The 24904-nt window shown below is 57.6% G+C and carries 28 protein-coding genes; 2 read left to right on the top strand and 26 right to left on the bottom strand.

Annotated features, from left to right (window positions below; genetic code table 11):
- Nucleotides 1–31: 31 nt before the first annotated feature.
- The 3 genes from OJA40_RS11425 to OJA40_RS11415 form a co-directional block, all read right to left on the bottom strand.
- On the bottom strand, nt 32–175 hold the full coding sequence (locus tag OJA40_RS11425; protein ID WP_162713362.1) for a hypothetical protein: 144 nt from the start codon (nt 173–175) through the stop codon (nt 32–34).
- Between the two features lie 157 nt (nt 176–332).
- On the bottom strand, nt 333–839 hold the full coding sequence (locus tag OJA40_RS11420; RefSeq protein ID WP_259099951.1) for a Uma2 family endonuclease: 507 nt from the start codon (nt 837–839) through the stop codon (nt 333–335).
- 107 nt (nt 840–946) lie between these two features.
- Nucleotides 947–2461 carry a capsule assembly Wzi family protein gene (locus OJA40_RS11415; protein WP_263810722.1) on the bottom strand — a complete coding sequence of 505 codons (1515 nt, stop codon included), beginning with the start codon at nt 2459–2461 and terminating at the stop codon, nt 947–949.
- A gap of 345 nt (nt 2462–2806) precedes the next feature.
- On the opposite strand from OJA40_RS11415, the gene OJA40_RS11410 reads away from it, so the two are divergent.
- Nucleotides 2807–3199, top strand: coding sequence for a hypothetical protein (locus OJA40_RS11410; RefSeq protein ID WP_259045187.1), 393 nt, complete (start codon nt 2807–2809; stop codon nt 3197–3199).
- A gap of 58 nt (nt 3200–3257) precedes the next feature.
- Here the strand turns inward: OJA40_RS11410 and OJA40_RS11405 are convergent, their stop codons facing one another.
- From OJA40_RS11405 to OJA40_RS15515, 4 genes are all read right to left on the bottom strand, one after another.
- Nucleotides 3258–3596: a hypothetical protein gene (locus OJA40_RS11405; protein ID WP_208423497.1), complete on the bottom strand. Its 339-nt coding sequence runs from the start codon at nt 3594–3596 to the stop codon at nt 3258–3260.
- A complete protein-coding gene (locus OJA40_RS11400) occupies nt 3587–3892 on the bottom strand; it encodes a hypothetical protein (RefSeq protein ID WP_259045185.1) in 306 nt (101 codons plus the stop codon). The genes OJA40_RS11405 and OJA40_RS11400 overlap by 10 nt, the downstream gene beginning before the upstream one ends.
- Before the next feature lie 89 nt (nt 3893–3981).
- Nucleotides 3982–4257 (bottom strand): DUF4926 domain-containing protein, encoded by a 276-nt coding sequence (locus OJA40_RS11395; protein WP_119841353.1) that lies wholly within the window; start codon nt 4255–4257, stop codon nt 3982–3984.
- 192 nt (nt 4258–4449) lie between these two features.
- Nucleotides 4450–4707, bottom strand: a complete 258-nt coding sequence (locus OJA40_RS15515; protein ID WP_118838283.1) for a UPF0175 family protein — start codon at nt 4705–4707, stop codon at nt 4450–4452.
- 329 nt (nt 4708–5036) lie between these two features.
- Here OJA40_RS15515 and OJA40_RS11385 point away from each other — a divergent pair, with 329 nt between their 5' ends.
- Nucleotides 5037–6233: an RNA-guided endonuclease InsQ/TnpB family protein gene (locus tag OJA40_RS11385; protein ID WP_263810717.1), complete on the top strand. Its 1197-nt coding sequence runs from the start codon at nt 5037–5039 to the stop codon at nt 6231–6233.
- A 63-nt stretch (nt 6234–6296) separates the two neighbouring features.
- Here the strand turns inward: OJA40_RS11385 and OJA40_RS11380 are convergent, their stop codons facing one another.
- The 19 genes from OJA40_RS11380 to OJA40_RS11290 all read right to left on the bottom strand — a co-directional run bounded on the left by OJA40_RS11380 (nt 6297) and on the right by OJA40_RS11290 (nt 24883).
- A complete protein-coding gene (locus tag OJA40_RS11380; protein WP_162862918.1) occupies nt 6297–6680 on the bottom strand; it encodes a type II toxin-antitoxin system VapC family toxin in 384 nt (127 codons plus the stop codon).
- Nucleotides 6681–7331: 651 nt separating this feature from the next.
- A complete protein-coding gene (locus OJA40_RS11375) occupies nt 7332–7469 on the bottom strand; it encodes a hypothetical protein (RefSeq protein ID WP_013061245.1) in 138 nt (45 codons plus the stop codon).
- 208 nt (nt 7470–7677) lie between these two features.
- Complete coding sequence (locus tag OJA40_RS11370; RefSeq protein WP_103016365.1) at nt 7678–8025, bottom strand: HepT-like ribonuclease domain-containing protein; 348 nt, start codon at nt 8023–8025, stop codon at nt 7678–7680.
- Nucleotides 8022–8309, bottom strand: coding sequence for a nucleotidyltransferase family protein (locus OJA40_RS11365; protein ID WP_118838278.1), 288 nt, complete (start codon nt 8307–8309; stop codon nt 8022–8024). Before OJA40_RS11365 ends, OJA40_RS11370 begins: the two co-directional genes overlap by 4 nt.
- Nucleotides 8310–8559: 250 nt before the next feature.
- On the bottom strand, nt 8560–9000 hold the full coding sequence (locus OJA40_RS11360; RefSeq protein ID WP_263810715.1) for a type II toxin-antitoxin system VapC family toxin: 441 nt from the start codon (nt 8998–9000) through the stop codon (nt 8560–8562).
- A complete protein-coding gene (locus tag OJA40_RS15510) occupies nt 8997–9242 on the bottom strand; it encodes a type II toxin-antitoxin system Phd/YefM family antitoxin (protein WP_118840772.1) in 246 nt (81 codons plus the stop codon). The genes OJA40_RS11360 and OJA40_RS15510 overlap by 4 nt, the downstream gene beginning before the upstream one ends.
- A 202-nt stretch (nt 9243–9444) precedes the next feature.
- On the bottom strand, nt 9445–10428 hold the full coding sequence (locus tag OJA40_RS11350; RefSeq protein ID WP_263810714.1) for an NAD-dependent epimerase/dehydratase family protein: 984 nt from the start codon (nt 10426–10428) through the stop codon (nt 9445–9447).
- Nucleotides 10429–10467: 39 nt separating this feature from the next.
- Nucleotides 10468–11577, bottom strand: coding sequence for a non-hydrolyzing UDP-N-acetylglucosamine 2-epimerase (gene wecB, locus OJA40_RS11345; protein ID WP_263810712.1), 1110 nt, complete (start codon nt 11575–11577; stop codon nt 10468–10470).
- A 27-nt stretch (nt 11578–11604) separates the two neighbouring features.
- Nucleotides 11605–12384: a methionyl-tRNA formyltransferase gene (locus OJA40_RS11340; protein ID WP_263810711.1), complete on the bottom strand. Its 780-nt coding sequence runs from the start codon at nt 12382–12384 to the stop codon at nt 11605–11607.
- The gene (locus OJA40_RS11335) at nt 12381–13229 is read right to left on the bottom strand and encodes an XrtA system polysaccharide deacetylase (protein WP_263810710.1); all 849 of its coding nucleotides are present in this window, start codon (nt 13227–13229) and stop codon (nt 12381–12383) included. Before OJA40_RS11335 ends, OJA40_RS11340 begins: the two co-directional genes overlap by 4 nt.
- 27 nt (nt 13230–13256) lie before the next feature.
- Nucleotides 13257–14498: a glycosyltransferase family 4 protein gene (locus tag OJA40_RS11330; RefSeq protein WP_263810709.1), complete on the bottom strand. Its 1242-nt coding sequence runs from the start codon at nt 14496–14498 to the stop codon at nt 13257–13259.
- 7 nt (nt 14499–14505) lie between these two features.
- Nucleotides 14506–15480 carry an NAD-dependent epimerase/dehydratase family protein gene (locus OJA40_RS11325; protein ID WP_263810708.1) on the bottom strand — a complete coding sequence of 325 codons (975 nt, stop codon included), beginning with the start codon at nt 15478–15480 and terminating at the stop codon, nt 14506–14508.
- A 4-nt stretch (nt 15481–15484) separates the two neighbouring features.
- Nucleotides 15485–16699 (bottom strand): alginate lyase family protein, encoded by a 1215-nt coding sequence (locus OJA40_RS11320; protein WP_263810707.1) that lies wholly within the window; start codon nt 16697–16699, stop codon nt 15485–15487.
- Between the two features lie 1550 nt (nt 16700–18249).
- Complete coding sequence (locus OJA40_RS11315; RefSeq protein WP_263810706.1) at nt 18250–19185, bottom strand: sulfotransferase family protein; 936 nt, start codon at nt 19183–19185, stop codon at nt 18250–18252.
- 77 nt (nt 19186–19262) lie between these two features.
- Nucleotides 19263–20033 carry a class I SAM-dependent methyltransferase gene (locus OJA40_RS11310; RefSeq protein ID WP_263810705.1) on the bottom strand — a complete coding sequence of 257 codons (771 nt, stop codon included), beginning with the start codon at nt 20031–20033 and terminating at the stop codon, nt 19263–19265.
- Nucleotides 20030–21064: a glycosyltransferase family 4 protein gene (locus OJA40_RS11305; RefSeq protein ID WP_263810703.1), complete on the bottom strand. Its 1035-nt coding sequence runs from the start codon at nt 21062–21064 to the stop codon at nt 20030–20032. The genes OJA40_RS11310 and OJA40_RS11305 overlap by 4 nt, the downstream gene beginning before the upstream one ends.
- Nucleotides 21065–21171: 107 nt before the next feature.
- Nucleotides 21172–22008, bottom strand: a complete 837-nt coding sequence (locus tag OJA40_RS11300) for a glycosyltransferase family 2 protein (protein WP_263810701.1) — start codon at nt 22006–22008, stop codon at nt 21172–21174.
- Nucleotides 22009–22034: 26 nt separating this feature from the next.
- Nucleotides 22035–23612, bottom strand: a complete 1578-nt coding sequence (locus OJA40_RS11295; protein ID WP_263810700.1) for a right-handed parallel beta-helix repeat-containing protein — start codon at nt 23610–23612, stop codon at nt 22035–22037.
- Between the two features lie 44 nt (nt 23613–23656).
- On the bottom strand, nt 23657–24883 hold the full coding sequence (locus OJA40_RS11290) for a hypothetical protein (RefSeq protein ID WP_263810698.1): 1227 nt from the start codon (nt 24881–24883) through the stop codon (nt 23657–23659).
- Nucleotides 24884–24904 lie beyond the last annotated feature (21 nt).

Here is a 24904-nt window from a genome sequence, read left to right as displayed (position 1 = left end):
GGCGGGGTGCAACAACAAGAGGGTACGCGCGCTACGAGCCGCCGGCCGTCCAGAGATAAAAATAGACATACACGTAGCCCAGATAGAAGCGGGCAAAGGCGCAGCGGCCTTCGGTCGCGCCGACAGAGGCGCTGGCCGCGGACGGAATGGCGGATGGGAGAGCGCGCTGATTCATGACTACCGTACGGTACGGTACGCAGGCAGGGATGTCAACGCCCGTTCGGTTCTACACAGAACTCTAACATTTACTGTATCCAGTTCGGTCAGCCTCGTCTCTCCAGACAATTCGGAAGGACAATCTGCCCGCAGACGTTCTGAACACCAACCGTTCCTCACAGGCGATTTGGGACGCCCGGGATTACATCGGACGTGTCTCGCTCCTCATCGGCAAAGAAGCGGATGCTCTTCTCTTCGGTTACAACCCAAACCTCCTTGGCTCCCGCCTCGCGATAGAGCGCACGCTTCTCGTCCATCTCGTCCCAGTCGTTCGACTCGGACATGACTTCGATGCACACCTCCGGGGCCAAGGTGGGGGGATCCCCCGTCTCTTCCATCTCGTTCCTCCGCGCGGCCGTGCACCAGACGACGTCGGCAACCTTTGTCCCCTTCGCCGTCACGATGGGGAACTCCGGCCGGACCCGTCCCCCGCCTGCGTGCTCGTGCAGAAGAGCGATGAGGTCGCCCTGCGTGTCGGAATGCGACGCGGAGTGTGGACTCAAAATCAGCTGTCCTCTGCGGTTGGTTTCGATCTTGTAAGGAAGCTCGCGGAGAACGGGATCCGAGCGAATTTCCACCCACCGCTCTTGCTGGTCCTGTTCTGCGGTCGTAGGCGCAGGCATGGTTGGACAATTAGAGTTCATGTATATGCAGATCCCAAAACGCTCAGCCCCGAAACAGGATCCGTTCCCTTCCTCTGTTGTCCGCCCCGCCCGCCTGTTCCCCCCGCCTAGCGGCCTAGCGGATCGTGCAGCCCCCGCCACGTGAGGCCGACCCGCACGCCCACGCTTTCCTCGCGAAAGTCGCCGGTGTCGACCGCCACGCCCAGGTCGTAGGCAAGCGCCTCCGTCCCCGGCACCCGCCCGAAGGCCTCTACCAGAAACGACCACTGGCCCGTCCGCGAAAAGCGGTCGTCGAGCAGGTCTGTACACTCGGGGTCCGAGCACAGGCTCTTCGAGCCGCTGTTTTCGCTGTAGGTGCCCGTGAGCCGGTAGGACAGGCCCGGCCGCACGGTGCCCTCCACGGCCACGTGATGAGCCACGACGAGGCTGTTGGCGATGCCGGGCCGGTCGTCGGGGACGCCCGGCGTGCCCGCGGGCGGCGTCACGAGCGGCAGGCCGATCGTGCGTCCCCGGTGGGTCCAGCCCGACCGGTAGAGGCCTTGGCTGAAGTTGCGGTCCGCCCCCGCCCGCTGCCCCTCCGCGTACTTGGCGTTCTGGCGGATGAACCGGAAGTGCTCGTACAGGACCGCCTCCACCAGGGCCGGCCCGCCCGTCCGCCGCAGCCCTGCGCCCCAGAGCCCGTCCCACACGTTCCGGAACCAGAGGCCCGGCTTGTCCTCGAAGAAGAACTGGCGATAGACCTGTGCTTCCACAGGCCCGGCCGTCACGTCGACGCTGAAGTCGTAGTTGCCCATGTGGTCGGGCCCCCGCTCGTCGGAGTCGCGCAGCGCGAAGAACACGCGGCCGAACTGCCGAAGGCCGTCCCGGAAGGCCCCCGCCTCCCGGCCCGCCACCGCGTCCGTCGGCGTCCCGCCCCAGACCGCGTGGTGGATCAGCCCCGCGTGGAGCGTCACCGGCCACTCGGGGGGCAGCAGGCGGAGGTACCCGTACTTCTCGTGCAGAAAGGCATTCTGCACCACCCGGTCTGCCCCCATCCACCCGTGGGCGAGGTACCCCTTCACCCCCAGGAATCCGTTCGTGCCGGGGACGGGCACGTAGCCGGGCGTCGACACGCGCACCTTCGGCAGGGGCGTCGCGTTTTCGCTCCGCGTGATGCCCCCGAGCGAGCGGGCCGTGTCGACCCGGCCGATGACCTGCTTCTTCCACCCGGCCGTCAGCTGCAACGGCCCGTACCGGAGCTGCCCGTAGAGCTCCTGCACGTGGAGCGTGCTGTTGGCGGAGGCCCGTCCCAGAAGGCTCGCCCCGACGGCGTAGTCGAGCCCGCCCTTTACGCCCGAAAAGGGCCGCCGGGCCGCGAGGCGCGCCCCGAGGGGGGTCCCGCTCCGGCCCAGCCGCCCGTACTGGTTCGCGCCCAGCCAGAAGGGCAGCCCCTCCGTGCTCGCCCCCGCCCCGAAGACCGACACCTCCGACTGAATCGGGCCCCCGCCCTGCCCCTGCGCGGGCCGGGCGGACGCCCCCATCAGCAAGGCGCAGAGGCCCGCCCAGACGATCAGGCTGGCCGGGATGGCCCTTGTGTACCGGGTCGTGCATCCGGGGTGGACATGTCGGGAAGAAGCCGTCATGGGGCGGTCGGCGTGTTCGCAGTCGGCGCGTCGAGGCGATGCGTAGAACGCCCGTGTCCATCGGCGTGGACGCTCCTTGTTCCGACTCGTCGCCCGGAGCGCTCGCCTCATGCAGTGCCCCTCGATCGTCATCCGCCCCCTCCACCAGGACACGGTTCCATGGATGGCTGCCCCCCAGAACAGGGGCATCGTGGGTGTGCAACGGCCTCATTCGACGTGCCCTGTTCGAGGAGAGCGTGGTCCGCACGCCCGGCCGCCCTCACATCAACGTTTTGGGGAAACCTCGCAGTGGGATCGGTACTACGTCCCAGTGCCGCCACATGAGACTTCAGTCTTCGCCCCGATATGAGCATCTACGCAACCCTCTGGACGCTCAAGTTTCCGCATCAGGGCCGCGCACACCTGGACTGCGACTGGGTCCGTGTACGAGCCCAAGGGGTTCCCTCGCACATTGGCTCTCCCACGCCTGGCCTGGGATACGAGGACGGTGATCCCTACGGCGCGTTTCTCCCGCCCCCACTCGAAACCAACAAGCACGGGGAGCACGAATTCATGCGTGCGGTCGTGTTCGTGACAGAACAGACGAGCAAGGGTACTGAGCGCAGCCCTCAAGAGTACGTCGATCCGCTGCTGGTGCGGACAGGCGAGGCGTACGCCCGCCTCACGTTCGAGGAGCTTCATCGACACCTCTGCGACGCTCTTCGAGACTACGAGCCTCAGAGGCATTCAAGAGACTGATACCCAAAAGAGTTGATCGGACCTACGTCCCGGCCTCAGTCTTCGGTGTGCAGACAGACTATGGTAGACGATTCCACATCTTCGCCAGTCTTTCGACCACCTCCCGAATCGTCATTGATTCTACATCCTCGTGCTGATCTGGGTGCCGAAACGGATGCACGTACCATCCACGTAGGTCATCATAGTCGGCGCCCCAGATGCGCTGCTGGTCGTCTTCAATCAGGGCAAATGCCATGGTCCCCGTTTGCTCGTTGAAGTAGACCTCCAGGAAGCGGTCCTGGTCGAGCAACACCCGGCCTTTGACAACAATGGCTTCCGTCTCCAGATCGACAGACTGGACAAACGGCCGATCCGCCAACGCATCCAGCAACGAAGAGAGGAAGGTCGCTACGTCCATTCCGCCTGCACCTCTTGGTAGTGGGCCTTGAGCGTTTCAGCCTCCTCCCACTCCCAGAAGTCCTGTTCCACACTGTAGGAATCGGCCTTTCCCGGCAAGTCATCCTCCTCCAGTCGGCGCTTGAAGGTAGAAAACTCCATGCCCCACTTTTCTTCCTTGCGCTTAATCGAACGCTCGAGACTGTCGATCTTCAGAGACAAGTACTCCGAAAAGACCGTTTCGAAGGCCGCATCGAGGTCTTGAGAACGCGTCGCCTTCAGTAGGTGGGCTCCAACTTCGGGAGAAAAACAGGGCACGGTCGGGCGGCGATCTCGTCATGGGTTCTCTCGGGTCGGGAAAGGCATCCTCGGATACACGAGACCGTCTCCCACATTGTCGAGCTGTTCTATTCTTCAGGAATCCGGTGAGTACCGACAAGAGCAGAACCCTCTTTTCCCCACTCCAAGCTCCGGGTGTGAGTCAACTCCCGTGACTGAACCGGGCGCACCTCGTCCCGGTCGACGGCCAGCACGGCCACGGTGTCTCCCGTGAGGGTGACAAACTCAACCTCAAAGGCCTCTCCCCCAGAATACGCGTGGACGATCGTCCCCACGTCCCCCGGTTCTAGTCCCGCGCCGGGCTCTTTCGTCGTGAGAGCCACTCGATCGTGTTCTTCGATCATGGTCCTACCGGTCCGATGAAGAAAGGGGATACGCTGTTACCAGTCGAGGCCCCAGGTCTCAGATCTGGAAGAAGGTGGAGGGCTTCAATCCGCGCAAGATTAATCAACGGCGCATCCCGATAGCCGTCGGGATACTTCCCTCCTCGCCTCCTGCGGACGGCGTCGGTCAGGGCGAGGCATCGCTGATGACCGTCATATCCGTCCCAACCACGTCAGCGTCTCTCGATCGTTCTCGTACGCCTCCGCGTCATAGTGAACGGGAAGGCCCCGACTGCCCAACAATTGTTGGAAGTCCCACACGGACATTTCGGCCAGCGCTCGGGCTTTTCCGAACGATAGCTTCTCCTCTTCGAAGAGATGAAGCGCCAACTCACGACGAAGATCATCTTCCGTCATTCGGGACGCTCGCAACACCTCCCGTGGAATCTCGAACGAAACGGTCGTGGACATGTCAGATCACCCCAGATCTCAGAAAACAGAGGACATGGTAGAGCAAACCAGCGAGCGCGCACGTTGCTCCGTCCCCTCGCCCCGAACGCCCAATGCAAAACGCTCATCGCACAGACCCACCCACTATGGATCGAGAAGAAATACGTCGTCGAAGCGCCGGAAGTCACTCTGATTATAGTATTGAGATGAGCGCGAGAAGGGCTTGTAAAACTCGCCCCTTTAGGGGCGGGAGAAGCTGCTGCTGAGCGGACCCTTCTCGCCCAGCGGAGTGAGGATGAATCGTTTCCTCCTCGGAACTTACAGCTACTACCCATGTTGCTGTAAACGCTGTGGCTCAAAAGAAAGGCTTCAAGTACCGGTTCTATCCGACCGAAGACCAGGAGGCGGTTCTCGCCAAAGTCTTCGGACACACCCGGTACGTCTGGAACTGGGCCTTGGAGCTTCGTACCGATGCCTACTACGAAGAAGGCGAAAGCCTGAGCTACACCGACACGGCCAAACGCCTGACTGGACTCAAGAAAGAGAAAACTTGGCTCCGCGAGGTCTCGTCGGTGGCACTCCAACAGAAGCTCCGCGACCTCGACCAAGCCTTTCAGAATTTCTTCGACGGCCGGTGTGGATACCCCAATTTCAAAGCCAAACACGACAAGCAAGCAGCCCGATTCGCTTCCAACGCCTTCACGCTTCACGGCAAGAAACTGTCGGTGGCGAAAGTGCCGGGAAGCCTGAACGTGCGCTGGAGCCGTGACCTGCCCGAAGAAGCCAAACCGACCTCGGTTACGCTCACAAAAGATCCAGCAGGTCGGTACTTCGTGAGTATTACCTGCACGTTACCTGATCCAGAGCCAAGGCCAGTTGTCACTGACAAAGAGGGTGACCATAAGTCGGTCGGCATTGATCTTGGCGTGGCCGATGTGGTTGTTACCTCCGACGGTTGGAAGTCGGGGAATCCGAAGTATCTGGAAGATGACCTCTACCGACTCCAGAAAGCACAACGCCGTCTCTCTCGCAAGGAAAAGGGATCGGAGAACTGGAAGAAGCAGAAGCAGCGCGTAGCGAAGATCCACGCCGAGATTCAAGACAAACGAGAAGACTTTCTTCACAAACTGTCTCGAAAGGTCGTTGACGAGAACCAAGTCATCGCTCTGGAAAGCCTGAACGTGAAGGGAATGCAGCAGAACCGGAACCTTGCCCGGTCGATAAGCGATACTGGATGGTCTACGCTCGTTCGAATGATCGAGTATAAAGCGAAAGAGGCAGGTCGGACAGTCGTCAAAATCGACCGCTGGTTCCCTTCAACTAAACGTTGCTCTGAATGCGGTTACGTCACCGAGAGCAAGCCGTTGTCGGTGCGGTCGTGGGACTGCCCCCGTTGTGAGGCCAGTCACGACCGAGACATCAACGCCGCCAAAAACATTCGTACCGCTGGGCTGGCGGGAGCCTCCCAAAAGGCCAATGACTCTGGAGGACACAGTAAGACGCGGGACGCCTTTGTGCTGAACGTGCATGGTCCTGTGAATGAGTAATTCTGAGTGCTGGAACGAAGCGACAGCTTCTACGCCAGCCGCGTGAGCAAGAATCCCCCGGATTTATCCGGGGGAGAAGTCAAACGTGGCAAGCCCCTTGAGGCCGTACGTCATCATGACGGCAACGATATTGGCATCATGCACCTGCTTGCTACGGACGCCGTAGCGCTGAAGGAGCAACGTACACTTTTCGGACGTATCGCCCGTCGGCGAAAGGGTTCGAAACGCCGGGCGTGTGTCGTTGAGCGTGGCAAGCGCTTCGTCCGACGAAAAGCGTCGTTCAAACACGCTGCCGCGCGTCAGGACGACCAGGTACTCCCGGTAAATCTGCGGCGTTGCACAAAGCTGGACGCCGTCCTTCTGAAGGCGCTGCATCCACCGGCGTGCTTCGCCGCACTTTGGGGCCTCGTCGATCGTCGCATAGACCAGAATATTGGTGTCGACCATACATCGATCGACCTTTCCTCGCGATTCAGTCACGTTACCGCCCTGCCTCACCATAGAGGTCTTCACGCCGCAATGCACCCCCCGTCCAGCTGTCCCCGCGGAGACGCAGCCAGTTCGTTGCCAGTACGTCTTCGGACGGTTCGCTCGACGATGCCTCCGAAGAGGCCGTCGCCCGTTCAGGCGCGGACGGGACAAGCAAAAGGACTTCGGCGTCGCCCGCCGGCAAGTTCGGGGGCGGCTCCGGCCACTCAAGGGTCCCGTCCGGCTGCACGTGCGCCGTGAGTTTGATGACCTCCATGACAGATCGGAAGATCATGTGATAGATTGCGTGAAGCCAACGCCCCTCAACACATTCCGTTTCTGTTGTCTCCTCACCGTCAGTCGGAGACGGGCGCTTCGCTCACCATGTGCCGCGCCCTCGCGATGAGATGATAGGGCCAGATAGCCGGCTCAAGGATGATGAGAAGTCGTTTCAACCCTCCTCACTTCGCGGGTTGGATGTAGGCAGTCCTGTTCGTTGTAACGGCTTGCTTGCCTCTCCACTCATTTTCCCTTCGCGCGGGGATGCACCTCCTTCACTATCCAAACGCCCAACGCTGAACGCAAAACGCCCAACGCACAACCCTCAACACACAACCCCCCACGCTCAGTTCACACCTCCAACACCGGCCGATCGGCGTAGTAGGCCGTCACCCTGTCGGCAAAGTTCTCCAGCCCCTCGTCGATCGGCGTCTCCGGTTCCCAGTCCAGCAGCTGCTTCGCCTTCGAAATGTCCGCGTAGGGGCGCACTCTGAAAGCACTTCCTCGCTTCGCTCAGGGCGCACTCTGAAAGCACTTCCTCGCTTCGCTCAGGGCGCACTCTGAAAGCACTTCCTCGCTTCGCTCAGGGCGCAGATCGTCCTGATCACCGGGATCAGGTCCAATTTTCCCTCCGCGCACCGACTTGGTATGAAACGCCACTAACGTCGATCAGGATACCCTGGACGAAAAAAGGGAGTCATCCGTTCATGTCGTCCAACATGGCTGTCACCGTACGTTTGAGCCGCGGCAGGTCCTTTTCGATCACGTTCCACACTTCATCAAGGTCAACCCCCATGTAATTGTGAATAAGCACATCTCGAAAGCCCGCCACTCGGCGCCATTCCACGCTTGCATACCGGTCCCGAAGATCGGGAGAGAGCTGTTTCACCGCTTCCCCAATCACCTCGAAATTGCGCATGACCGCATCTTGAAGGATGGGCGACGCGTCGAAGGCCTCTCGTCCCTCTTGGGCACATGCTTCAATCCGCCCGATGCGCTCTCGGATATGCTCAAGGTACAGTTCATCCGTCTCATCGGCACTCATTGAAGGGAAACGGCCTCCCGAAGCACCTGATCGCGAAGCCCCGGGTGCAACGATGCTTCCGTCACCACATCGACATCTCGTCCCAGCAGATCTTCAAGGTCCTGCTTCAGAGCGACGTGATCTAGCAAACTTCGGCCGTCCTCCATCCGAACGAGCAGATCGAGATCGCTGTCCGGCCGATCCTCACCGCGGGCGACCGACCCAAAGAGCCGGACATCGTACGCCCCGTGCTCGCGAGCAAGCTGCAAAATCTCGGTCCGGTGTTCGTGAGCAACCTTGGTCATGAACGCGTATCACTTTTTCATACGGTTCCGCATCGTCTCCGACAGACGAGCCACCACCGATCACGGATCAGAGGTTCCGTCTGCAGACAGCTACTCAATTGGAATCAACGTACGCCCCCTGCAGTCCGTCGTTTCTTCCAAAACAGTGATGGATCCGACACTCCGCACCTGCAAATCGGCACCGATTACACTGCAGTAGGGAGTGTCGAACACGATGACGACACGTATCCGCCTTCCTCCCTTTTCCCGGTCACGAAGAATCACCGGCGCGCATCAATTCTACGTCCAGCTCGAAGGTGCGACCGGCGTCTGCCACCCCCTCATCCGCCGTCAGAACCTCCCGGTCTCGACAACGGGCCACGGCAAGGTGCAACGCATCCAGGGTCCGGAGCGCCGTGTCCATTCGAGCGATCCACTGCCGGGCCTGCACAAAATCCCCGTGTTCGATTGCCGCGACCTCATACAATGCATGGGACACGTGGGTACGGAAGAGGTCCTGAACCCGCTCGGCATCTTCTTCCGCCAATTCGCCCCTCCGCACTTTCTTTGCCAGCGCCGAGTGCATCTCCACGTCTGTCAACCAGCTAACGACGGGAGGTCGAAGAGCACGAAGCCGTTGCTCCACCCGTCCGCTGAGTGGCTCGGGGCAGTAGTACACCGCCAGAATGCTTGTGTCGACGTATTGGGTCAATATCGATTCTCCTCTCGCTGATGCTGTATCGTTTCACTGAGGGGCTCCCCCTTCACCTGAAGATCTTCACGCCACTGATGGAGCGACGGCAAGGTATTCTCCTCTTCGTCTTGTGACTGTACAGGCCCAAGACGAACCGGGGGGCGTCCCGACCGCGTAATGAGAATCATTTCCCCTTCCTCCACACGAGCGAGAAGGGCCTCAAGACAGTCTTGCGCTTCTCGAAGCGGGACCTGGGTCATACTCTTGGTAGGGTATCGTATACGTAATTAGTACAGCACATACAAGTACACGCCGACATTGCTCCGTACGTCCATTCCCCCTGTCTCTTTTCAAACACCCAACGCAAAACGCGTAACGTACAACCGCTCCCTCTCCCCCATTCTCCTCCACTCTTTGCTCCCACGCCCTCCACACCCACGCTCTAAACGCCCACGCCCAAAATCACACCTCCAACACCGGCCGGTCCGCGTAGTATGCCGTGACCCAGTCCGCGAACTTCTGCAGCCCCTCGTCGATTGGCGTCTCGGGCGTCCAGTCCAGGAGCCGCTTCGCCTTGGAAATGTCGGCGTACGTGCGTGTCATGTCCCCCGGCTGGGTGGGGAGCTGCTCGATTTCCGGCGTGATCTCCATCGCCTCCGCAATCCCGGAGATGAGATCCTTAAGCTGCGTCGTCTCCGAGCCGCCCAGGTTGATGATCTCATACTCGGGGTTGTCGAGCCCTTTCGCGCGGCGCAGGCTGCGGGCGATGCCGTCGACGATGTCGGCGACGTAGGTGTAGTCCCGGCGCGAGGTGCCATCGCCATACATGGTGATGGGCTGATCGGTCAGCAGCTGCCGGGCAAACCGGTGGATCGCCTGGTCCGGCCGCTGGCGGGGGCCATAGACCGTGAAGAAGCGGAGGCAGTGGACGGTGAGCCCGTAGAGGTGGTGGAACGTGTGCGTCAGCAGCTCGCCGGAGCGTTTCGTGGCGGCGTACGGCGAGATCGGTTCACCCACCGGGTCGGCCTCCGCGAAGGGCACCGTGTCGTTGGTGCCGTAGACGGACGAGGAGGAGCCGTAGATGAATGTGTCGATGCCCAACTCCTGGGCCACCTCCAGCATCGACTGCGTGCCGCCGACGTTCGTCTCTTCGTAGGCCATCGGCGCCTCAATCGACGGGCGCACGCCGGCCCGGGCCGCCAGGTGCACGATCGCGTCCACGCTCCGAGCGTGGAGGGCCTGCAGGAGGGCGTCGGTGTCGCCAATGTCCGCCTCGATGAGCGTGAAGCGCTCTCGGGGAAAGTCCTCGATCCCCTCTTCTTTCATGGCACGCGGGTAGAAGGGGTCGAAGTTGTCGATGGCGGTGACGTGGTGGCCGCCATTCAAGAGACGGCGACAGAGGTGCCCACCGATGAAGCCGGCACCGCCGGTGACGCAGACGTGCATGTCACTGCAAGCCTCTTCCGGAGAAGAAAAACGGACATCTTATGCAGTGGCCGGGGCAAGATGATTTTCGATATGTCCTGCAATTCGTTCGGCGGCCTTGCCGTCCCACTTCTGTGGAATTTGTCCGTCTGGGCGGTCTCCACTCAATATCTCCTGAACGCGCTGACCCACGTTTTTCGGATCCAGATCCATCAACTCGTTCGTTCCCTGCGTGATTGTAATGGGCCGCTCGGTGCTATCGCGAAGCGTAAGACACGGTACTTGCAGAAAGGTCGTCTCCTCCTGTATGCCGCCAGAGTCCGTCACTACAACGCCGGCCTCTTCCATGAGCCGCAGAAATTCGAGATAGCCGAGCGGTTCCAAGAGAATTAGATCCTCAACAGCCTCCAGACGATCCGCCAGCCCGAACTCATCAAATCGATTGCGGGTGCGCGGATGCATCGGAAACACCAGCGGCACGAGATCCGCGATCCGCTCGATCGTCTCAAGAAGACGCCTAAGCCCCTCTTGATTGTCTACATTTGAGGGCCGATGCATCGTCATCACAGCGTAGCGTCCCGAGGTGAAGTCCAACTCTTCAACGATGCCTGTCCGAGCCGCCTTTTCCCGAAAGAAGACGAGAGAGTCAATCATCACGTTGCCGACGAAGAAGATCCGGTCGTCGGAAACGCCTTCGGCCTTCAAGTTGTCGACGCCGTCTTGCTCGGTGACAAAGAGGAAATCGGCAATTGTATCCGTGAGGAGACGGTTGATTTCCTCCGGCATGTCTCGATCTCCACTTCGAAGGCCTGCCTCCACGTGTGCCACGGGAACGTGTATCTTCGTAGCCACGAGACCACACGCCAGCGTCGAATTGACGTCTCCTACTACCAGAACGAGATCGGGCTCTTCCTCCTCCACAACCTCCTCAAATGCCGTCATCACGCGGGCGGTCTGCTGGGCGTGGGAGGCACTTCCGACGCCGAGGTATCGATCCGGACGAGGCAGTTCGAGCTGCTCGAAGAAGATGTCGCTCATCTGCTCGTCGTAGTGCTGTCCCGTGTGCACAATGAACGACTCATCAATTGCGCCCTGAACCTCAAAAGCACGATGAAGGGGAGCTACTTTCATAAAATTGGGACGAGCCCCAACGACGCTGATAATTTTCATAGGGGATACCTACTTATGTAGAAGTGGCTAGCGAATCTTTCGTCCTCGCTCTCGAAATTGTCGAATAGCCCGACCATCTGGAAACGAGAAGTACGTCGCCTCCTCCTCTGGATTGTCCTCGGCCTCAACCGTTCCAGACTCAATCTGTTGGATGGCATTTGCTAGAGCCGAGGCACCGTATTGAACCTTCGACCGCAGCACCAGCGAGTGGAGTGTATCGCCGGGACGAATCGGCACCTCTTTCTGCACGATAATCGGTCCATCGTCCAAATCTTCGTTCATATAGTGCACTGTCACTCCTGTTTTATCTTCTCCGTTTGCAAGCACCCAGAAGCTCGGGAGCTTTCCGCGATACTTGGGGAGTAGCGCCCCGTGAATATTGATGACGCCTTCTGGTGGACAGTTTAGTAAGTCCTCCCGCACGATCTGCGGGCACGCGATGGAGAGGACGAGATCGACGTTCTGCTCGCGCAGGAAATCGAGAAAGGCAGGATCGTTCACATTCTCTGGGGTGTGCTCCAGAATGTCGTGGGCCCGGAGCGCCCCCCGAACGGAATAGACATCGTCAAGCCCCACCGCTTGGTCGAGCACATCCAGGACCTCGTGCCGCACAAAGTCCAGTCCATTCAGCACCGTCCCCCGCATACCCATCAGGCGGAGATAGTCGGGTACATTCTCGACGGCAATTTCGCCCGGCAGGACGGCCGCCCCAACGACGTTGGCCGAAGCCGGCTTCTCCTCCATGAACCGGTCTAGCAGCTTGGGAATGTAGAACGCATCCGGCTGCGTGAGGAGAAAGAGGTTCATGCGGACAGGGCCTCCAGTTCGTCTGCAAAGACGTCACGGTACGATTGAAAGGTGAAGTCCTGAAAGAGCCGTTCCAGTCTTGGAAGCGTGGAGTCCAGATTCCAGTAGTGCGTAGCACTCACACGGAATGGAAGATCGATCTTCGGGTGCCCCGGGTCTACCTCCCAGGGATGCACGTAGACACTGATGTGTTCGCCGCGTTCCTCAATCTTCCTGAGTAGCCACCGCTGGAACGGATACGGATAGATCCGCAGGTAGGCGCCTCCACCGCAAGGAACATTGGTATCAGGGAGAGGATCGGGAAGTGGATACGTCGCGACGGGGATCTCCAGCATCTGCGCCCCGTCGTCCGACTCAATCACGGACGGCTGTCGGTCTGCGTTCGGGATGCCGTACCGATAGTTAAACACCGGATGGATGCTGGAATCGTAGAGAATCCCCTCGTCCCGCAGGATGTCGAGGGCCCAGAGTGACTTCTCTGTGATGGTAAAGTAGGGGGCCCGGTGGCCACGGACTCGTTCCCCCGTAAGACCCTGAATCAGGTTGATGGAATGCTGCAGCTCTCGACGAAAGCGCTCCGGAGACAGGTTGTAGATCTTAGCGTGCGAGTACCCGTGTGTGGCAATTTCGTGACCCGCCTCGTGAATTCGCTGAACCAGCCCTGGATGCTCCTCGGCGACTTTCCCGAGCACAAAGCAGGTCGCCGTCACGTCGTAGTGAGCCATAAGATCGAGCAAATCCTCCATGCTCGCTTCGACCCGCCGCTCAAAACCATCCCACTGGTCCATGGGAATCTCAACTCCCTGGTACCAGTCCTCAACGTCAATCGAAAAAACGTGCGACACGACCCCTTTGAATGTGAGTGTGAATATCTATCCGCTAGCGGCTTGACCAACCAGTTCCTCCAAGAAAGCTGTCATTCGCTTAGCCTGAGCTTCGCGGGTGCAGTGCGTTTGAGCGTAGGCTCGCCCGTTCTCCCCCATTTGTGTACGGGCTTCCGGATGATCGACCATCCATCGAATATGATTGGCAAGCTCCTGTCCATTCTCCGCTGGATAATACCGCCCAGCCTCTGCATCTTCCAGTATGCTTCGAGCTTCTCCGTCTACAGAGAGCAATACTGGACGGCCGGCTGCCATGCTGTCGAAGAGCTTCGACGGAATGAAGGACCGGTAGATTTCGTGGTCGGCCAGCGGAACGAGAAGGGCATTCGCTGCAGCCATGTGGGCGGCCGCCTCGTCGAGCGAGACGCGTGGATGAAATTCGACATTGTTGAGACTACGTCGCTCAGCTTCTCGCTGCAACTTATCCTTCACCGGACCACTTCCTACAAATCGAAAAAGAACCTCCGGTTGCTCTTCTTCCAAGCGGCTCGCAGCCTCCAAAATGTGATCAAGCCCCTGACAAATTCCGATATTTCCAGCGTACGTGACGACGAATCGATCATCAAATCCACTCACCTTCCGCAATCGTCGTCCGGCCTCATCCCGCTGAAAAACCTCGGGCTCCGTGCCGTTCATCACGCGTTGTACCGGCGTGTCCGGTCCGGTAACGGATTGAATTGTCTCGCAAAACCCATTCGTAACGGCCGTAATGGCATCGGCTCTGTGGTAGATAAAGTGCTCCAGTCGCTTGGCAAGCCAAATTTTTAGGGGACCGTCAAGTTCATTCATGGCGACGGCCAGATCGGGCCACAGATCTCGCACATCGAAGACGAATTGGGCTCCTTTCAACTGAGCAGCCAACCAACCTGATACCCCCACAAATAGAGGCGGTGACGAGGCCAGCACAACGTCATACTCCCCGTGTGTGCGCCAAGCACCCAATATCGCCATCACCATAAACGAAAGATAGAACGACAGTCGCTTTACAAAATCCTTCTCTGGGTGAGTGTAGACCCAGGTATAGGTGACGGAAATACCGTCATAGGTGCGCTCATCGAAGATTCCTCCTCGGTATCCCTCACGAATAATCCCCTCCGGATGATTGGGCTTTTCAGCGATTACGTGGACCTCATGCCCAGCATCACGCAATCCGTTTGCAATCGATAGAAGTCGATTGGGAGGGCCTCCAGTCTCAGGCGGAAAATACTGCGAAACAAGGAGTACGCGCATGTGCTCGTCACTCGTATTGATCAATCTGCCACCGAACCGTCTTTCGGACGGCTTCTTCGTTCTCGACAGGCTGGGCAAAGCCTAATTCCCGAATTGCACTGGCGTCAAACATTGTTGACGTACAAAACTTTTCGATCCGGGCCGCAGTGATTGGGAAATCAATGCCTGTTACGGAGGCGGCTACATCGGCCACTGACGCAACGGGCCTCGCAATGGAGAGCGGAATCGACCAGCGTAGCGGATCTCGCCCCAGTTCGTCGTAGATGACATCGACGAGTTCCCGAGTCGACATGACCGGCTCATCCACGTAAATGTATGTCCCCACTTCACCCTCCATCTGCTCGAGCAGAAAAAAGTTGGCTGCCAGTAGATTTTTGATGTATGATGTGGTCTTTCGAGCCGACCCATCACCAATCATCAAAAATCGACGCTGATAGATCGCTTCAATGAGACGATGAACGTTTGTGCGCCACGGTTGTCCCTCCCCAAAAATTGCGGAGGGTCGTAATACTAAAACATGCGCCTCGTCATGCTCGGCGGCGAACTTACGATAGTGTTTCTCAGCTTCAACCTTTGACTCTCCATAGGGAATTTCCGGGGCAAACGGAGCGTCTTCGGCTTTTGGCTCGGGTCCCGTTCCATGAACGGCCACCGTGCTGTAGAACACGTGGTCACAGACCTCATGCTCATGGGCTGCCTCTAAAAGAGCCTCCGTGACCCCGACATTTTCCCGGAAGTACTCCTCACGGGAAATGCCCCAGTCATCTTTCGCCGCTGCGAGATGGAAAACGCGATCTGCGCGTTGCAACCCTTCATCAAGAATCTCACGGTGCATGAGATCCCCTTCGATAAAATGATCCGGTTCCGTCCCGGTGGAAGGCGGATTCCGATCGATGCCCGTTACCCGATGTCCTTTTTCTTGCAGCGCGGGAACCAGATGTGAGCCAACAAATCCCGATGATCCTGTGACGAGTGTCTCCATCCGATCAGTACCGTATGGAATAGCGTAGATGAACTGGCAAGGGGTGATCGCCCCCTAGAACAATCACTGTATTTGACTCTCGCAGTCCAAATTCGGGACAGTACCACCCGTTCTCAAACCGAACAGTTGAATCCCCTGCGGAAATGCAGATGTCATGGCTTCCTCGTTCCAGAGAAATATGATCTCGGTTCCGCTCGACTTGAACGTCCGGGTGCAGATGGATTCTTGACTCGACGGTATGACATCCCTCACCTGTAATGGTGTCCTCTACAACAATGCATCGCTCATTCTGGTCAGCTACAATGCACCGTCTGTGCTCGATTCCATCGCCAATCAATTGTGCGTAGCCGTCGAAGTGGCCCTCAAAGTGACTCTGCCCTCCCTCACGCGTGAATGACACGCTACGCGGCGGATAGCGCCGGGCAACCCGAAAGCTGTCCCAGCACTCGGCCTGATCGACCCCGTTGACGCAAACCGTGTTGTGCGCTTTCGTGCTACGAACATAATCCCGCATGTCGCTTGCTTCATACTCGTATACCCCGGTATCGACAATAAACAAGTCTCCCCCAACGGACAGCTCGTAGCTGAATATGTCCGCGTGAGCGTGAGCCGGAAGATGGTCAGGACCAATGGGCCCACCGTCGATAATGAGGTAGACATCGTCGGAGTTGTGGATGTAGTATCCGGTTTCCTCAAATTGTGAACGGCGTTCTGGTTGAAGATCCAGCACGCGCCTGGCGTACGCCACCAGCTTGCCGGTGGGACAGGCCACATTTCGGGTCGCATCGTTGAATAGACTGATGCGGTTGCGCGGATGCGTCATCGAGAGCAAGAAGTCACCCATTTTCCGCACGGTTTCAGCCAGCCAGCCCCAATCCGAATGGTCTTCAGGAAGAAGATTCAACACATCCACGTACCCTTCCAGCATGAGCGCATGGTACATAGGACTGCGCTCGAAATGCCCACCGTCCTCAAGGACTTGCTCCGGGGTTTGATCGCGATAGATCTCCACTCCCCGTTCCAACCACTGTGGCGCTTCGCCCTGTTCGCCAAAGAACGCCCCAACAAACACGAGGGCGCGTGCATTTTCAAGAAGGTGGTTGCCAAGAAGATGTGTTTCTAAACTCCGATAGAGATAGGCAGCCTGACGGTACAGACTATGTAAGAGGTCTTCCGCCCCAAACCCCGCCTTGCACCAGTTTATGATGCGGAGTGACATAGTATACGGCTCCCATCCTGGCTTCGCACCGACAGGATTTGTGTAAACCCACTCACGAATTAATTCCTGCTGATCCGCCTCCTCAAGTAGGTGCAGGTAATTGAAGTAATGAAGATTGAACTGCCAGAGGAGCGGAGCATCGGGGTGCCAATCAACTGGGCGGCCCAGATTCTTTGTTTGATTCAAGAACTGAAATCGGCCGCGTAGAACGTCCTCTGGTTCGTTCCAAGCGTCGTGCAGTGGAAATGATTCTGTCCCCTCCAAGCTTCCATCCAGATCGGCAGGGAGACGAGGAATCCGCGGAAGACCGAGGCGTACTCGAACGGACCGAGCGACGCGACCGATTACCTGACGGGACTTCAGGTGGCGGAGCGTGTGATAGTACAGCTGCCAATCACGAATCCTCATCCGGTCGTCCCCAATCTGTGTCAGCTAACCAGTCCTTGTTCCACATCCTCCCGGATGCAATCAAGCACTTGCTCCCGCGTCCAGCGCAGCAGCCGTCCATCGGCCCCGCGGATGCCCCGCCCGTACCCAAATATGAAGCTGGTGTTATTGTCTCCAGGAACGAGTTCAATTTCAGGGTGGCGAACAGCCCGATCTATGAAGGAGTGTCGCCCCCGGAGAAAACTCCAGTCACGCCGAAACGAGTCGAACCGATGCCATTCGATCCCATTCGGACTTACAAAGACGTGTGCGGCCGCCGTATCGTTGCAGGGACTTGGTTCCGCAGTAGTCGAAACGAGAAGTATTCCGTCTCGCTCGGACGCATGAAAGGCACTGTTGGGGAGAGGAGCAACGGGCGTCAATTCTCCAGTCTCCGGATTCCCCCATTGAACGTAATTCTGTTCCTGCGGGGTGTCGGTGGGCACTATGAGTCCGCGTCGCAGCGGAATGAGGGACACTGCACGCGCTCGCTGCGTGCCGCCGAACACGCGGTCGAGGGTTTGGAAGCGGTCCTTCGTAAACCAGAGTCCTGATTCTTCATCCGAGTCGCCGGTGAGCACCCAGACCCCACCGCGGTACGGGTCCTCTACCACGTTGTGTATGTGTCGAACTGCGCCTGCCGGAAAGGTATGCACTACGGACCAGCGCTGTCCGTCTCCACTCCCGTAAATGTGCACTGCATCACGATTCGGGTTCCCGAAGTACTCCCCGAAGTACATCCGCCCCCCCGACGTCCGACAGAGATTGAGCGGGCGACTCCCACGGTCGATCCGCAGCACCTCCCGAAATTGACGTGCGCCGCTTGGACACCACACAACACGGCGGCGCAAGACCGCAACGCCCCCCCCATCCGGTAGCGGGCGGAAGGCATGGACCCCCAGTCGTCCCAAACGGGACAAAATCCGCAATTGGCTTCCCCACGTCTCGGCCAGGCCGCCTGGACACGTAGCGAAAAACTCGAACGTGTCCCCACCATCTTTTGTGACCATCACATCAAGCCCCTTACTCACGTAGAACACCTCTCCGTCCACAAAAAGCGGCCTAAGACGGCTCTTCGTCGCTGGTGCATTTTTGTCTCTGATCTGCACTACACGCAACACTCGTTATCGGAAATAACGGGCGACCGAGTAAGCATATTCGAAACCTGTCCCCGTGAGAGGCGCGATACGGAGGAGGTGCTCCCATTCCCAACTCAGATCTACGTCTTCTCCGGCGGTTTCGTATCCGAACCAGTCGAAAGCCGGCGCGCACACCTGCTCTGTCAGGCGTATCTGCCAGGGAGAGAGACGCCCGCGCCACTTCTCTGTGTTGTCTTGAAGCAACGGGCCGGTCGTTTCCTCTTTCCAATCGCGCTCCTTGTTCCCCACAAGAGCCTCCGCCGACTCTTGAAACGCAAGCATGGCATCCGTATAGCCGACCCCAATGTGCCCCGCAACCGTCCGGAGCGTCTCTTCTGGACTCGTCACCAGATCTTCGTACCGGATCTCCATGTAGCCTCCTCCGAATGCGCGCCTCCCCTCCGTCCGCCCACGCGTGATCTGTGCGCGATAGGTGAGGACATGCATCCAGTCCGGACGTCCCGACGACCACTCGGCATTCCTCCGGGAGAGCAGTACGTCGCGGGGATCACGGACGATATGGATGGCCCGGGCCTCGGGAAAGGCGCGCTTGAGCTTCGGAAGGTAGTCAATCAACCGAGGATCCTTCTCGCCAACGACGGTTGCCTCCTCCCGGTTGCAATACAGCGTGAGCAGTTGGCCGTACGCCTCACAAAGGTCGAGGGCACGCCCGCCGTTCAGAAAGGGGGAAAGGGTCTCATCTGCAGGGATTTTGGCCCGCAGGTATTCGTCATCGTCGAGTAGCGTGCGACGAAACGCTTCCGCCCCGGCCTGTTCGTGTCGCCAGCGGTCGAGAGGCCGCGCCACGTATTTTCGAAAAAAGTGTGTCTCCGGAAGGACGGCAATCTCGGGGTGGGCGTGCAACATGCTCTGGAGCAAACTCGTCCCCGACCGGCCTACACCCACAATAAAAATTAACATTGGGTAGTTATTTTTCTATTTCTATTATGTACCTTCCGTTCCATTTCGTCCCAAATGTTTCCTTGTTGAATGTATTTTTATCTATTTTCAGCGCTGCGGAAAGAATTTTTTAAATGTCTCTGTTTTCCTATTACATTTTTACTTCTTTTGTCTGAGTTTCCTGTAAAACCAAATCTTTTAATCATGTATATAAAAAAGTAACCATCTATTTTAACTTTTTCGAATTCACTCGACCACCTTTTCAGTTTTTTTCTATTCAGTGGCACATCTCCCATTTCTTCCTTAATCGTTACTTTTCTAGAAAGTCTTATAATGGGGTTTGATGCAGCACCTTCCGAGAACAATCCTTTTGCGCCCCTTTTCATTACACGTGCTAGCTCGCTTCCAGTATTTTCGTACTTTATTGTATGATGTATAACTGCTTTTCCCAAAACTACGTCGAAACTTTTTTTATCGTATGGTAGCTTTTCAGCGCTGGCTACATCTAACTTTGTTTTATCACTTACACCACTTATTTCTGACCACTTCTTTGCTTTTTCTATTCCTTTTTCCGATATATCGAATCCTCTCGCCCTAAAACCTTTCTTAGCTGCCAGTAATGCCATATCCCCCATTCCGCACCCATAGTCCAATACTACCGTATTTTTTGGATCCCTTTTTTCTAGTTCCTTTTCCACCTTGTTTAAGAATATTTTATTATCTCTTCCGTAGAGACCACCTCCTTTTTCAGGTGGTACGCACCGTTTCCTTCTATACCTTTCCCAACTTATCGGATCATTTATAATTTGCTTCGATGCTCTTTCGTATATTTTGTCGTGTTCCCTTTTTTCTTCCTTTAACTTATTCATTTTTGTTTAGCCAATTTGAGATATAAATTTTCGAATCGATTTGCGGCCGCCTCAATCGTGCAGCACTCCTGAACGGCCTCGTAGCCTCCCGTCCCAATCCGTTCACGATGGGTCGGATCCGTGACCATACGTTTCATCTGGTCGTAGAGATCACTCGGTTGGTTGATATCCACCGGTTGAAACTCTTCCTCCGGCTCAAAGACATCCGCAATCGCCGAGTCCGTCGTTGTGATGCAGGCCATACCTCGCTCAGCAGATTCAAGGAATGCAAATGGGAATCCCTCTTGATGGCGGCTCGGCAGGACGAAGATGTTTGCCTGGCGCCGCACGTACTCAAGTGCATCACCCTCCAGGAACCCCGTCACCGACACGGCTTCCGAGTGAGGAGAGGACCGGATTTTTTTCCGCAACTGCTCGACAAGATCCCCCTCTCCTGCAATGGTCATGCGCACCTCGTCGTGCCCTTCATCTCGGAGACGCAGGGCAACCCGGAGAGCCTCCCGTACTCCTTTCTCCTCTACTACACGGCCGAGAAATAGAAAATGAGGCGCCGCCGCAAGATCGGCGCGATGGTCAGTGGATGGCACGAGGTTGTACATCCGACGCATCCTCCGCTCGTAGCCCGCATTTTTAAACTCTTCCCACTGGGGACCAGGATGGATGCCCAGGCAGGTCGCCCGCCGGCACATCCAGTGCCAGGCCCGCCATGGAATCTTTCCCGGTGTGAGGTTTGCGAGCCGGCCGCCGTGTACCTGCAGGAGAATCGGACATCCTCGGAGGGCTGCCGCTATGACCACCGGTAGGTCCCTAAGCACCGTAGAGGGATAGAGTGAAGCGTTGACGTGCACCACGGGCGCTACTTCCCCTCGCGTGCCGAGCACCTTAAAGGCTGCAATGAGACTTCCCAGCGCCCGTTTCAAAATACGCGGCAGGGGGAGGCGGTTCGGAATTGGCTGGTCGACATAGATAAACCGGGCCGGAAGGGCGGCAGCGTCGCATATTCGTCGCAGATACCGAAGCCAGACGGCCACGCCCCCGGTCCGATGAGCCGCATCGGGATTGGGCCCGTAGGCGATGACCTGGGGGGGCGAAGATACCATACAGAGCGAAAACGCAGTCGCTGATTACTGGGGAAGACTCAAGCCTCCAGGTGCCGATGTTGCACCCAGTGGTCGTCCTCTGTCAGCGCCCGTCGGTCGCGGCGCACGCTCCACCACGCTTTCCGGAGAGCATGGGAAGCCGACGATGGCAGAAGCGCCTTCAGAGCACTGCGCCGTCCTTTTTGCCACATCTTGCGGAGCAAGACGCGGACCGCACGGGCGGAGTGGCCGTATTTGTTCTCGATTGCGCAGCTTTCAAGAATGCCTTTGAATCCACTGGACGCCCCTCCTTCACGCATGTACGTGAACAGGGTGTCCTCACGCACGATAGGGCATCCCTCTTTCTGTGCCCGCAATATGAAATCAAGATCCGCAGAGATCGGATACGAGAGCCGGTAGGTGCCCAGGCGCTCATACACATCCCTATGCACGAACGTCGCCGGGTGGTTGTTGGGATTGAGGGTAGTGAATGCTCCCTGCGGCGGGGGGACGTACTTGCCGGTCGTGCCATCCTCACTCACCCGTGTCACTCCCCCTACTACAATGCCAGCCCGTGGGTGACGCTGTACCGCCGCCTCCAACTCCTGAAAGGTGTGTTTCGCGTACCAATCGTCGCTGTTCAGAATTCCAATCCAATCTCCCCTGGCACGCCGGATGCCCTTGTTCATGGCATCGTATATCCCGTCGTCGGACTCCGACATCCACTCAAGGTGGTTTTTGTACTCCCGAAGCAGATCCACGGTCCCGTCCGACGATCCTCCATCCACAACAATGTATTCGACGCTCGACTTTGACTCCTGAAGCAGGACACTCTTCAGGGTTGTCTCGATCGTGTCCCGAGCGTTGTAGGCCGGGGTGATAATGCTCAGTATCATAAGAGTCGGCGGAGCCAGAAGCTGTTCTACCGGTCGATGTGTACCGTCCAGTCCGTCGTTCCTTCGGGAAACTCCCCGGTTGGATCAAACACGCGGACCTCAACCTGGCCCGGTTCTCGAACGAACGCGGACCAGAGCAGTCCATCGGCGATCCGATCGGGCTGCACCGATACCGCATCTCCCGATGCCGCTTCCGGGACCTGCACCGTGAAGGTGGCAACACCGTCGTTCGCCCGCTCCGCGAGGTCCACGTCCGTCCGCGTTTGTCGGGCCGATAGCTGATAGCGGCGACTGTCGCCGTGACGAAGGGCCCGGCCCTGATTTCCCGTCGCAGTATTCGTGTCCTTAAAAACATGAGCGCCTCCGTCGAGCCAAAACCCGTCGCCTTGGTTGCGCAGTGCGACGTTCTCAGAAAACACGGACTGCTCATCCGGACTATTTTCCACCCCGAGCCGAAAGCCGCAAGGGTTTTCGATTCGAGCCTCTCTGGTGCCGTTGCTGCTGCTCATGTTGCCTGTAATGATGTGTCCCGGTCCCGTAACGTGAAATCCATGCCCTCCGTTCAGATCCGCCATGCTGCTGGCACATCGGCAGTGCTTGGATAAGATGCGGGCACCGTCTCCTCCATTGAGGTCGAGGCGCAAACCGTTCAAGCCCACATTCGTCGCTCCTACCGTGATGCCGTTTCGCCGGTTGTGGTTCCCACGGCAGAAGGACGCCCAGCTGTCGTGGGCAAGAAAGTAATAGCCATCCTGACCGTTGTTGCTGGCATGGCAGTGGTACAGCATGCAAAGGTTACTCACCTGCTCTTCTCCACTGCGCAGGTGCATTCCGTCACGACTCGCCTCTTTCACGGTTACTCGCTCAATCCGGACATTCCATCCCTTCGTCACGTGAATTCCGTCCCGTCCTGTACTTCCACGGTTCTTTCCGCCGATGAGCTGTAGATCCGCAACCCGAACGTTGTTCGTCCGCCCCTCCTCGCTCGTCGTGTCGGTGATAAGCAGTAGATCATCGGTCACTCCGAGCTCATCTGTGGCCCGTAGTACCGTTCCACCGTCGTCCCACCCCCAGTAGCCATCCCCTGCCCCGACAAAGTCCACCTGCTTCCCGTCAATCACAATCGGCCCGGAGACGTCGTAAATCCCTTCTGGAACAGCGATCGTGCTCCCCTCTGGCACAGCATCCACACATCGCTGAAAGGCATCTGCATTGACGGCTCCTTCCTGAGACGGATGTGCCCTCCACCATCCCCCATTGTACGAACTCTGATTCGCCATTCGGACCCAGCGGCCGGACGTACCGCCCCCTGATTCTGACTCGACCACGAGTCCCCCATCCGGCTCTCGTTCCGAAGCGGGCTGCCCAACAAACAGCCCGCCTCCGCCGTCGAAGGGGGAGTGGTACCCAAGAACCCACACGACTTGATTTTCCTCCGGAATCTGTTCTCGAAGCTCTCGGATCGACGGACGAACGATTACGGAACCGTCCTTAGGCTGCGGGTGCTCGGCGGTATTGACGAGGGCACCGGAAACATATTTTTTGTGTAATTGAACACCGCACAGTCCGGCCAATATCCGTCCAGCAAACATGCGGCGATCCATAAATTTCGACTGAGATGATATTGAAGGATCCCCGAACCAGGTCTCTATCCTCTATCAACCTGAGGAGCTGCCACGACTAGGGCAGTCGTCAGAAGATAGAGCGGCTTGTCAAACAGCGGCTGTCCAAAAAGCGTTGTGAGCATCACAGGCACCAGGAAGACAAGACGACGATCCCGCCGCCGAATAAGATCGATATTCGGCAGAATCCATGCCGACAGAAAAAGCAAAACTCCAAGTCCTCCAATCTCTCCTGCGGCACTGAGAAACGTGATCGCAGAGAGATCAGGATGCTGGTAGCCAACCCCGAGAACAGGATGTGCCTGTAGGGCTTCCAACCCTTTCATCGTCTTTTCTACTCGCACTCCTCCCGAGGAGCCGGTTAGCTTTTCGAGTAGAGCAAACTTCTTCTCCCCGAATATAAACCAGTACGAGACAGGTAATAGCAATACAATTGACGCGATTCGCTGCCTCCATGCTTTTAGGGTTGTCTTGCTTGGTTGATGAGCAAATACATAATAGTACATATAAGCGGCAATAAAGCACCCCATCCCCGCTGTCGAATACGTAAGCAGGAGAGTAACGACGAGCGTGATCTTCCAAAACCGCCTGTACTGAATGTCGAGGTAATCAACTCCGAAATAAGAAATAACGACAAGTATTTGAAAGATACCTGGTTCTCGGAAGTATCCAATGGCTCGGGCAAGTGGAATTTCTAAAAACCGGGCATTTCCAAACCCCACAGCGAGCGAGAATGGAAAATAAACTGTGATGTCATATCTCGTTGGATCACCGGCCTGCGCAAGATAGAACGATGTCCATGAAAGATTTTCAAGTGGAACCTGAATAATCAAGACAAGGACCGCGGTCACAAAATATGAAAGCGCAAAGACAAGTGTCGGATAAACGAACGCACCGAGTGCCGTCCTCCAGTTCTCACGAGAGATAATTAGCACACTCAGCCCTGCCGAAAGGACGAACAACGTATTTACCAATACGGGAAACGAGATTCCCTCCGCCGTAATAAGCGACTGACCGACGAGATAAGAGGCGGCTAACCATGTAATCCCGAGAAATGCCCGTTTCCTCGCTGTCAGTTCTGCTCGGTACCCAAGGAAGAAGAGTAGTGCAAGTAGCGACGACGAAAGTAGAAACATCCCCTTCCCCATTGCCTGAAGTATGGCGGGCCTCTGGTTGAGCTGAAGAAATATAACGCAGAAGACCACCAGACTGCCGATCGTGCCTGTTCGGGAAATCCTTCCTACGGTTTCCATGACTCAGAATCAGGCTTGTGC

The sequence above is a fragment of the Salinibacter pepae genome (assembly GCF_947077775.1).
Classification (GTDB): Bacteria; Bacteroidota; Rhodothermia; order Rhodothermales; family Salinibacteraceae; genus Salinibacter; species Salinibacter pepae.
This window is presented reverse-complemented; position numbering and strand designations above follow the sequence as displayed.

Excerpts from the sequence above, each read along its gene's own strand:
- OJA40_RS11370 (WP_103016365.1), bottom strand. The coding sequence starts at position 8,025 with ATGAGTGCCGATGAGACGGATGAACTGTACCTTGAGCATATCCGAGAG.
- OJA40_RS11330 (WP_263810709.1), bottom strand. The coding sequence starts at position 14,498 with ATGCGCGTACTCCTTGTTTCGCAGTATTTTCCGCCTGAGACTGGAGGC.
- OJA40_RS11310 (WP_263810705.1), bottom strand. The coding sequence starts at position 20,033 with ATGAATAAGTTAAAGGAAGAAAAAAGGGAACACGACAAAATATACGAA.
- wecB (WP_263810712.1), bottom strand. The coding sequence starts at position 11,577 with ATGAAAATTATCAGCGTCGTTGGGGCTCGTCCCAATTTTATGAAAGTA.
- OJA40_RS11410 (WP_259045187.1), top strand. The coding sequence starts at position 2,807 with ATGAGCATCTACGCAACCCTCTGGACGCTCAAGTTTCCGCATCAGGGC.
- OJA40_RS15515 (WP_118838283.1), bottom strand. The coding sequence starts at position 4,707 with ATGTCCACGACCGTTTCGTTCGAGATTCCACGGGAGGTGTTGCGAGCG.
- OJA40_RS11365 (WP_118838278.1), bottom strand. The coding sequence starts at position 8,309 with ATGACCAAGGTTGCTCACGAACACCGGACCGAGATTTTGCAGCTTGCT.
- OJA40_RS11295 (WP_263810700.1), bottom strand. The coding sequence starts at position 23,612 with ATGGATCGCCGCATGTTTGCTGGACGGATATTGGCCGGACTGTGCGGT.
- OJA40_RS11325 (WP_263810708.1), bottom strand. The coding sequence starts at position 15,480 with ATGGAGACACTCGTCACAGGATCATCGGGATTTGTTGGCTCACATCTG.
- OJA40_RS11300 (WP_263810701.1), bottom strand. The coding sequence starts at position 22,008 with ATGATACTGAGCATTATCACCCCGGCCTACAACGCTCGGGACACGATC.
- OJA40_RS11380 (WP_162862918.1), bottom strand. The coding sequence starts at position 6,680 with ATGGTCGACACCAATATTCTGGTCTATGCGACGATCGACGAGGCCCCA.
- OJA40_RS11340 (WP_263810711.1), bottom strand. The coding sequence starts at position 12,384 with ATGAACCTCTTTCTCCTCACGCAGCCGGATGCGTTCTACATTCCCAAG.
- OJA40_RS11405 (WP_208423497.1), bottom strand. The coding sequence starts at position 3,596 with ATGGACGTAGCGACCTTCCTCTCTTCGTTGCTGGATGCGTTGGCGGAT.
- OJA40_RS11420 (WP_259099951.1), bottom strand. The coding sequence starts at position 839 with ATGCCTGCGCCTACGACCGCAGAACAGGACCAGCAAGAGCGGTGGGTG.
- OJA40_RS11315 (WP_263810706.1), bottom strand. The coding sequence starts at position 19,185 with ATGTTAATTTTTATTGTGGGTGTAGGCCGGTCGGGGACGAGTTTGCTC.
- OJA40_RS11425 (WP_162713362.1), bottom strand. The coding sequence starts at position 175 with ATGAATCAGCGCGCTCTCCCATCCGCCATTCCGTCCGCGGCCAGCGCC.
- OJA40_RS11395 (WP_119841353.1), bottom strand. The coding sequence starts at position 4,257 with ATGATCGAAGAACACGATCGAGTGGCTCTCACGACGAAAGAGCCCGGC.
- OJA40_RS11415 (WP_263810722.1), bottom strand. The coding sequence starts at position 2,461 with ATGACGGCTTCTTCCCGACATGTCCACCCCGGATGCACGACCCGGTAC.
- OJA40_RS11320 (WP_263810707.1), bottom strand. The coding sequence starts at position 16,699 with ATGTCACTCCGCATCATAAACTGGTGCAAGGCGGGGTTTGGGGCGGAA.
- OJA40_RS11290 (WP_263810698.1), bottom strand. The coding sequence starts at position 24,883 with ATGGAAACCGTAGGAAGGATTTCCCGAACAGGCACGATCGGCAGTCTG.
- OJA40_RS11350 (WP_263810714.1), bottom strand. The coding sequence starts at position 10,428 with ATGCACGTCTGCGTCACCGGCGGTGCCGGCTTCATCGGTGGGCACCTC.
- OJA40_RS15510 (WP_118840772.1), bottom strand. The coding sequence starts at position 9,242 with ATGACCCAGGTCCCGCTTCGAGAAGCGCAAGACTGTCTTGAGGCCCTT.